General features: G+C 37.0%; 8 protein-coding genes. 5 read left to right on the forward strand and 3 right to left on the reverse strand.

All coding sequences use genetic code 11. The features are described from left to right. Positions 1–77 precede the first annotated feature (77 nt). The gene (locus P9B04_RS11200; protein ID WP_342055071.1) at positions 78–1,424 is read left to right on the forward strand and encodes a sensor histidine kinase; all 1,347 of its coding nucleotides are present in this window, start codon (positions 78–80) and stop codon (positions 1,422–1,424) included. A 16-nt stretch (positions 1,425–1,440) separates the two neighbouring features. Here the strand turns inward: P9B04_RS11200 and thyX are convergent, their stop codons facing one another. Both thyX and P9B04_RS11210 read right to left on the reverse strand, forming a co-directional pair. Next, positions 1,441–2,076 carry an FAD-dependent thymidylate synthase gene (thyX, locus tag P9B04_RS11205; RefSeq protein ID WP_342055072.1) on the reverse strand — a complete coding sequence of 212 codons (636 nt, stop codon included), beginning with the start codon at positions 2,074–2,076 and terminating at the stop codon, positions 1,441–1,443. 106 nt (positions 2,077–2,182) lie between these two features. Continuing rightward, positions 2,183–2,431 (reverse strand): Ycf34 family protein, encoded by a 249-nt coding sequence (locus P9B04_RS11210; RefSeq protein WP_342055073.1) that lies wholly within the window; start codon positions 2,429–2,431, stop codon positions 2,183–2,185. A gap of 88 nt (positions 2,432–2,519) precedes the next feature. On the opposite strand from P9B04_RS11210, the gene P9B04_RS11215 reads away from it, so the two are divergent. The 4 genes from P9B04_RS11215 (at position 2,520) to P9B04_RS11230 (ending at position 5,576) form a co-directional block, all read left to right on the forward strand. Continuing rightward, on the forward strand, positions 2,520–3,794 hold the full coding sequence (locus P9B04_RS11215) for a CCA tRNA nucleotidyltransferase (protein WP_342055074.1): 1,275 nt from the start codon (positions 2,520–2,522) through the stop codon (positions 3,792–3,794). A 156-nt stretch (positions 3,795–3,950) separates the two neighbouring features. Next, positions 3,951–4,463 (forward strand): hypothetical protein, encoded by a 513-nt coding sequence (locus P9B04_RS11220; RefSeq protein WP_342055075.1) that lies wholly within the window; start codon positions 3,951–3,953, stop codon positions 4,461–4,463. 35 nt (positions 4,464–4,498) lie between these two features. After that, positions 4,499–4,786, forward strand: coding sequence for a hypothetical protein (locus tag P9B04_RS11225; protein ID WP_342055076.1), 288 nt, complete (start codon positions 4,499–4,501; stop codon positions 4,784–4,786). Between the two features lie 10 nt (positions 4,787–4,796). Continuing rightward, positions 4,797–5,576, forward strand: a complete 780-nt coding sequence (locus P9B04_RS11230; protein ID WP_342055077.1) for a photosystem II S4 domain protein — start codon at positions 4,797–4,799, stop codon at positions 5,574–5,576. A 36-nt stretch (positions 5,577–5,612) separates the two neighbouring features. Here the strand turns inward: P9B04_RS11230 and P9B04_RS11235 are convergent, their stop codons facing one another. After that, positions 5,613–7,397 (reverse strand): hypothetical protein, encoded by a 1,785-nt coding sequence (locus tag P9B04_RS11235; RefSeq protein WP_342055078.1) that lies wholly within the window; start codon positions 7,395–7,397, stop codon positions 5,613–5,615. Positions 7,398–7,436: the final 39 nt, after the last annotated feature.

Below are 7,436 nucleotides of genomic sequence, written 5' to 3' on the forward strand. Positions count from 1 at the left end.
TTCGATGTGTCCGCCTTAGCTATAGTGAGGGACTTCTCCCGACATTTAGTTAAAACAAGTAAAAATGGGATGAGTCTATGTTTCAGGCGACACGCCGTCGTTTAGCCCTATGGTATACCGGGGTCACAGCAATATTGTTGCTTCTGTTTGCCACAGGAGTATTTTTTTATGTCCGTAATACCCTAGTAGAACGAGTTGATGACACTTTAAAGCACGTTGCGGAGGTGGTTAACCGTTCTCTTGTCATCGAGTCTGTTTCCCCATCCGAAGGAAGTTATCGGGTCAATGTAAACGCGAGTTTTCGAGACAATGCAGAAGCGGCAGAGGACGATCGCATCGATCTCGAATGGTTTAACCCTCAAGGAAAGTTGATTTGGTCAACTTTTAGCGAACCTCCTACCATCCCCCTTAATCTTAACCGACGGGCAGAGACGGTTTATATTGGTGGCGATCGCATTCTTAGACAAGTGACCCAAAAAATTAATCTAGAGCGTTATATTTTGGGTTATTTACGGGTGAGTCACCCTTGGTTTGAGGTAACCAAACCTATTCGTCAGCTAAGTGTAGACCTCGCATTAGGTACTTTAATTACTATTATTATCGTCGGTTTTATCGGTTGGTTACTATCTGGTTTGGCTATTCAACCCATACGAGAATCCTATCAAAGTTTAAAACAATTCACTGCCGATGCTTCCCACGAGTTAAGAAACCCTATTGCCACCATCCAAACCAATGTACAAATGGCTTTAGCTTATGGAAATAGTGATCCAAAAGTACAACAACGACAACTCAAAGTGGTGGAAAGACTAACTCAGCGTTTAGGAAACTTAGTCAATGATTTATTATTTTTAGCCCGCTCCGACAGTGGAATGTTACAAATTAAACAGCAAGATATTCCTTTAGATGCTTTACTAATTGAAGTCATAGAAGAACAGAGAACACTAGCCCAACAAAAGAATATTTTTTTATCATTACATATCGTAGAATCGGAGCAGAACCTCTTGTTAGCCACGGAACTTAATAACAGTGAAGGAAATTTTAGTTTATTCGGGGATTGGGATCAACTAGCTCGTTTGTTTACTAATCTGATTGGGAATGGATTAGAACATAGTTTTTCAGAAGAAAAGACTACAGACATAGAACAGAAAACGGCTTCTGTAGAAGTAGAATTGAAAAGAATTAAACGAGATCGTTTATGTCAGTTACAAGTGAAAGTAAAAGATACCGGAAAAGGAGTTCCTGAAGACGCTTTAAGCCATTTATTTGACCGATTTTATCAAGTCGATCCCTCTCGAAAAAGTGCAGGAGGTTCTGGTTTAGGATTGGCGATCGCTAAAGCAATTGTAGATAATCATCATGGACAAATTAAAGTGGAAAGTGAGTTAAATCAGGGAACAGTTTTTACAGTTATTTTACCCACCTAAAATTGTTGGTCTCATTTCACTTTAAGTGTTGATCATTAACAGCATCCCAGATAATAGGACACTGCTCTTTGAATATCTGGTCAATCTCAAGAGCGATCTGTCTATGTTCTTTTTGAGTTCCTTCCCCTTTTCTGACTTCTAGATAATGGATAAAAGAGCGAATATTTCCCGTCATGTACATCTTAGTCATTATCCCTTCTGGTAAAATAAAACGGGCACATTCTTTAGCTATATTATCGTCAAGCATCTTTTCGTAAAGATCGAGTATCTTCCCATACAGTACATTAATTTCTTCTTGATAGATTTCTTCTAAAGAATTGTCCTCAAGTTCAATGCTATTCTGTCTATTTCTACTATCCTGTAACCTAATCTCTGGTAGATAGAAATCGTCCTTAGTGATTTTTTGATATCGCTTACTAAACTGCTGAAAACAGAAAGATCTATGTCTTAAGATTTGAACTGAGATAGCCATAGGACATCTAATTTCAACTGTCATGGAAGCTTGTTCAAAAATAGACCAATGGCCATGCTTAACACAATATTTTAGTAGTTTTTTAATCTCGGGGTTGTTTTGATTATTGCTACTCACTCTAGCGCAATAGGCAATTAATTCTTCCGCTTTTGGTGTAATTGATATTAATTTAACGTTCATCTTAAAATATGCGATTGGATACCCCATACTCCTAATCTAGAAATTATTTAAAGAGAAGTCAAGGGAACTAACTTAAACTTCTCTGGTAAGATAGTAGTGTCATATTTTAGGCAGGAATTGGCTCTCCTGGACGCAGTCTCATCCACTTTCCCGCATCTTTCACAAAACTTTCGCAACCTACAACATCCCACTCCATTTCGATGTAGTTCATTTTAGTGCGAACGTTAACATTGATAGTGGGTTCCTTTGGTTCAAATGTAGGTTGATCAGTTAAATGGGGTTGTTGATGTTGTTCTTCTACTGCGTGATAGGTTTGACAACTATCCACATAGCGACAGTTAATGCAAATACACATATAGTTCTCCTTTGCTCGTGCTACCTATTAATTTAACTTATGATACAAAAACTTGACTAATCTTTAAGGGTTTGTTTCTTTCGTTTACATGAAGTCACTGCCGTTATCACTCCATTTACTCTCAAATGTCTTACCATTTGACTTAGCCTTGCTTCCTGCCGATGCTTACTTGGTAGGTGGTATGGTTCGCGATGCACTGCTAAACTCTCAGAGAGATTATTTAGATTTAGACTTTGTTTTACCTGAGTTGGTTATAGAAACAGCTAAAAAAATTGCTAATAAATATCAAGCTGGTTTTGTTGTTTTAGATGCAAAAAGAAACATTGCTAGGGTAGTTTTTGAACAAGGAACCGTAGATTTTGCTAAACAAGAAGGAGATAGTATTTTACAAGATTTAAAGAGAAGAGATTTTACAATAAATGCGATCGCTTATAGCTTTCATCAACAAAAATTACTTGATCCTCTCAATGGTTTAGGTGATTTACAAACGAAAACAGTCAGAATGATTAGTGTTAAAAACTTAGAGGATGATCCCCTAAGATTATTACGCGCTTATCGTCAAGCAGCTCAATTAAACTTTACTATTGAACCTGAAACAAAGCAAACTATTGCTCAATTATCTTGCTTAATTACTCGAGTTGCAGCTGAGCGAGTTCAAAGCGAATTAAATTACTTATTAGAAGATGATCGAGGTAGCAAGTGGTTAATTGAAATTGAAAAAAATGGCTTATTAACACCTTGGTTGGCTGAAATTGATGATAATAAGTTACAGTTACTTCAAGATATTGATGTTAGTGTAAAATTTTTGCAAACTAAGTTAAAAGAAGAGGATTTTAAGCGTTTATTTCTGATTAAAGGGAATCAAAATATTTCTGCAATTTATTGTATGAAACGAGCAAAATTAACTTGTTTAGTTTCTGGGAATACTGAAACTGCCAAAAAAAAATTAATTAATTTAAAGTATTCTAAACAAGATATTAATGCAGTTTTAAATGTGTTGAAACAATTACATTTACTCGAGAATAAACAGAGCAAAATCTCTATAAGAGAACTGTATTTTTTATTTCTAGAACTCAGTGATAATTTTCCCATTTTTGCTCTTGTTGCATTAGCAAAAAATATAGATAATGATTTAATTGTACAACTTATTAACCACTATCTTGACCCTCAAGATCAACTGGCTCATCCTAGTCCTTTAATTACAGGTCATGATTTAATTAATAACCTTCAGATTAAACCCAGTCCCCAACTAGGTCAAATCTTAACCGAGGTTTCTGTTGCCCAGGTTGAAGGAAAAATCTGTACTAAAAAAGAAGCTTTAAAATTTGCCGAAGAATATGCAAAAAACTGGAAATCTATATAATTTAGTATATTTTAGTCCCTTAGTTGACTTTATTTATGTCTGACTACTTAATTATAGAAATGCTAGTTCCTAATGTCAGCGAAACTAGAGATAATTGTCAAAGATTCACAAAAATGATAAGACTAAAAAGTAAACATTAACAGCAAAGACGTTTTCATGGATTATCTCGTAACTGTGGTTAGCGATCGCATTAAAGCAGAAGAAGCTTACACAGCCTTGGAAAAAGGTGGTGTTCCTACCAGTCAAATTAGTATACTAGGTAGAGGATATAAAACCGCCGATGAGTTCGGGTTAATTGATCCTGCAGAACAAGCAAAAAAACGAGCAGCACTGATGGCTATCTGGCTGGTTCCCTTCGGCTTTGCTGGTGGTTATATGTTTGATCTCATCACAGGGGTTAATAGTTTTGATTGGGCTGGAGAACCCTGGAATCATGTTTTAGGAGGTTTGGCTGGTGCAGTTGGAGGGGCAATGGGTAGCGTTTTCGTCGGTGGTGGTGTAGGTTTATCCGCTGGTAGTGGAGATGCTTTGCCCTATCGGAACCGTCTTAATGCAGGAAAGTACCTCGTTGTGGTAGAAGGGGCTACTAGCCTAAAAAATAAAGCAACCTCCATACTGCGTCCTTTAAATCCAGAAAATATACAAGGTTACACAGATTCCAGTGTTTAATATGTCACTGTCTCACAACAAAAGTTGATAAGTATATGAGAGCATTTCTTCACATAGGAACAGAAAAAACAGGCACAACTACCATACAAAACTTTCTAGTTAAGAACCGTGAAAAGTTACTAAGTCGCAGCTATTTATATCCCAGTTTTTCAGGGAGATCTAATCATTCTAGCTTAGTTGTTTTAGCAACAAAATCGGACAATTTTTTAGATATTCATCAACTTTTGAAGTTAAATACTTACGAGATTTCCACGATAATTATGAAGTTTAAGCTACTAGAAATTACTGCTTTCTTGCTCCGAGATAAACTAATTAATAATTAATTCCATCGATATGTTACCCAGAGATACCCTCCTGAAAGGAGTCGAAAACCGCGAAGAGATTACCCGCATTATCGATCAAGCTGAGATCGCCATCAAAACCTGGGAAGTGGTGGTGAGCGATTTTTTCTCTCCTCCCGTCATTGCCGAAGTACAAAATGGGTTTAGTCGCTTAACGGAAGTAGAAATAGCTGTTTGGGGAGGATATCCTCAAGCGGAAAGACGAAGGATTGGTTTAGCTCGCCCTGAAATACCCCTGGAACAGCCCCTAATTCCCCTAGCTGCCCTGGATATTGCAGGAAACTTTCTTTTTGACCCGGCTAATCATCGAGACTTCTTAGGAGCGATTCTGGGGACAGGGATTGTCCGAGAAAAAATTGGAGATATAATCGTTTTAGGGGAACGAGGAGGTCAGGTGATTGTAGTGCCTGAATTGGTGGAGTTTCTCGAAACAAGCTTGACTCAAGTGAGATCGGTTCCTGTGAAAACACAAAGAATCGAATTGAGTGAGTTGAAAATAAGACCCCCTAAAACAAAAGAGATGACCACTGTAGAAGCATCTATGCGTTTGGATGCGATCGCTTCTGCCGGGTTTGGTCTGTCTCGCAGTAAAATGAGCGATGCTATTAATAAGGGGGATGTACGGGTTAATTGGAAAGAAACGACTCAATCTAGTTATAATGTCAAGTCTGGGGATTTGATTGCAGTACGGGGAAAGGGAAGATTAGAAGTAGGGGAAGTTGCTATTACAAAGAAGCAACGGTATCGTATCCAGTTAACCCGATTTCAATAAAATACCCACAATCTCCAGTTTCTGGCAATCTTCTGGTTACATGAAAAGTTCAGGAGAGTTAGTAAGATTTTGATTAAAATCTGTCGGTAAATTCTGGTAGTTATTAGGGTTATTCATCTGTTCAAATGGGTTTTCTGTCTTTTGTTCCCCTAAACCGTAGGTAACATATTCTTGGTTGGTTGCTCCTAAATCAAAGTCAAAATTTTCATCAGTGACTAGATAATTATTTTCTGATTCCTCTGAATTCATATATGTGTAGGTTGAAATAGAACGATTATCTATAATTCCATCGGCAGGACTTGCATCAATAATTATTCCTAAAAAAGGATCGTACCCTATATTTCCATCAGTCTCAGAAAGATGATAAATTAGGTTTTCAGACTCGTCATAAGTATAACTATTAGTAGAACGAATATCTATAATTCCATCAGCAGAAGTTACTCGAGCAGCCCCTCTCCAAACAATGCTTATATTCCCATCAGTTTCAGCAAGATGATAAATCAGATTTCCCAACTCATTATAAGCATAACTATTAGTTTTGATCTCTTCGGGAATTCCATCAGAAGGATAACGGAAATTAATAATAGCTCCATCTCTTTCTTGACGATGATAAATTACATTTCCCAACTGATCATAAATATAACTATTAGTTGTGGTAGCATCAGGAGTGGCATCTGAACCAGACAAAACACCGGGCATTAGTATCCATCCATCTGTTTCAGAACTATGGTAAATTACATTTCCAAATTCATCGTAGGCATAGGCATCACGCTCTATTAATGTGCCACTACTTTCTGTATCTACATATATACTATTGCTGTCCCTTATGTCATCAATTGATTCGGAAACATAATAAACTAGATTGCCTAATTTATCATAGCTGTAGGCTTCACTAGAAAAGTCTTCAAATATACCATCCCCATTATTATCAGTTTCAATTAGATAAGAAATTAGAGTATCCGATTCCCTATCAACATAGGTATGTGTATAACGAGCCTCCAGATTACCATCATAACTATACTGTGTTGCAGAAACATAATAAACTAGATTGCCTAACTCATCATAATTGTAGCCATCCACATAAGTATAGTTATGTGACTTGGCATCAAAATAGGTATTGTAGTTATAGCTAATGGTATACGAAGATGATTCTGCTCCAAAGTGGTGAGGATAGAAGTGCCGTCCATAATATCTATAAACTTGACTTCCCCATTCATGATAACTGTAGCTGTAGACATCGACAGAATTGCGATCTACAATCCCATCTGCATCATAGTCTGATTCCTCAAGAGAATAAGAATAAACTAAATTTCCTTGTTTATCGTAAGCATAAGCCTCTGTGATATGATAATCGACAATATCATCTGCATTATAGTCTGATTCCTCAAGAGAATAAGAATAAACTAGATTTCCTTGCTCATCGTAAGCAGAAGCGTCTGTATTACGGTAATCTACTATATCATCCCCATCATTATCTACTTCTCCAAGAGAATAAGAATAAACTAGATTTCCTTGTTCATTGTAAGCATTAGATTCTGTCCAACGATAATCTACTACATCATCTCCATCATTGTCTTCTTCTCTAAGAGAATAAACCAGATTTCCTTGTTCATCATAACCAGAAGCCTCTGTCCAACGATAATCTACTACATCATCTCCATCATTGTCTTCTTCTCTAAGAGAATAAACCAGATTTCCTTGTTCATCATAACCAGAAGCCTCTGTCCAACGATAATCTACTACATCATCTCCATCATTGTCTTCTTCTCTAAGAGAATAAACCAGATTTCCTTGTTCATTGTAAGTCTGGCGTGGGGACACGAATACCTGAAAGCCTTACCAGATGACGAAAAGAGCCAA

It is taken from the genome of Crocosphaera sp. Alani8 (assembly GCF_038442745.1).
In the GTDB taxonomy this organism is placed as follows: domain Bacteria; phylum Cyanobacteriota; class Cyanobacteriia; order Cyanobacteriales; family Microcystaceae; genus Crocosphaera.

Bases quoted from the DNA above. Each gene is read 5' to 3' on its own strand.
- P9B04_RS11200 (WP_342055071.1), top strand. From the start codon at position 78: ATGTTTCAGGCGACACGCCGTCGTTTAGCCCTATGGTATACCGGGGTC.
- thyX (WP_342055072.1), bottom strand. From the start codon at position 2,076: ATGAACGTTAAATTAATATCAATTACACCAAAAGCGGAAGAATTAATT.
- P9B04_RS11210 (WP_342055073.1), bottom strand. From the start codon at position 2,431: ATGTGTATTTGCATTAACTGTCGCTATGTGGATAGTTGTCAAACCTAT.
- P9B04_RS11215 (WP_342055074.1), top strand. From the start codon at position 2,520: ATGAAGTCACTGCCGTTATCACTCCATTTACTCTCAAATGTCTTACCA.
- P9B04_RS11220 (WP_342055075.1), top strand. From the start codon at position 3,951: ATGGATTATCTCGTAACTGTGGTTAGCGATCGCATTAAAGCAGAAGAA.
- P9B04_RS11225 (WP_342055076.1), top strand. From the start codon at position 4,499: ATGAGAGCATTTCTTCACATAGGAACAGAAAAAACAGGCACAACTACC.
- P9B04_RS11230 (WP_342055077.1), top strand. From the start codon at position 4,797: ATGTTACCCAGAGATACCCTCCTGAAAGGAGTCGAAAACCGCGAAGAG.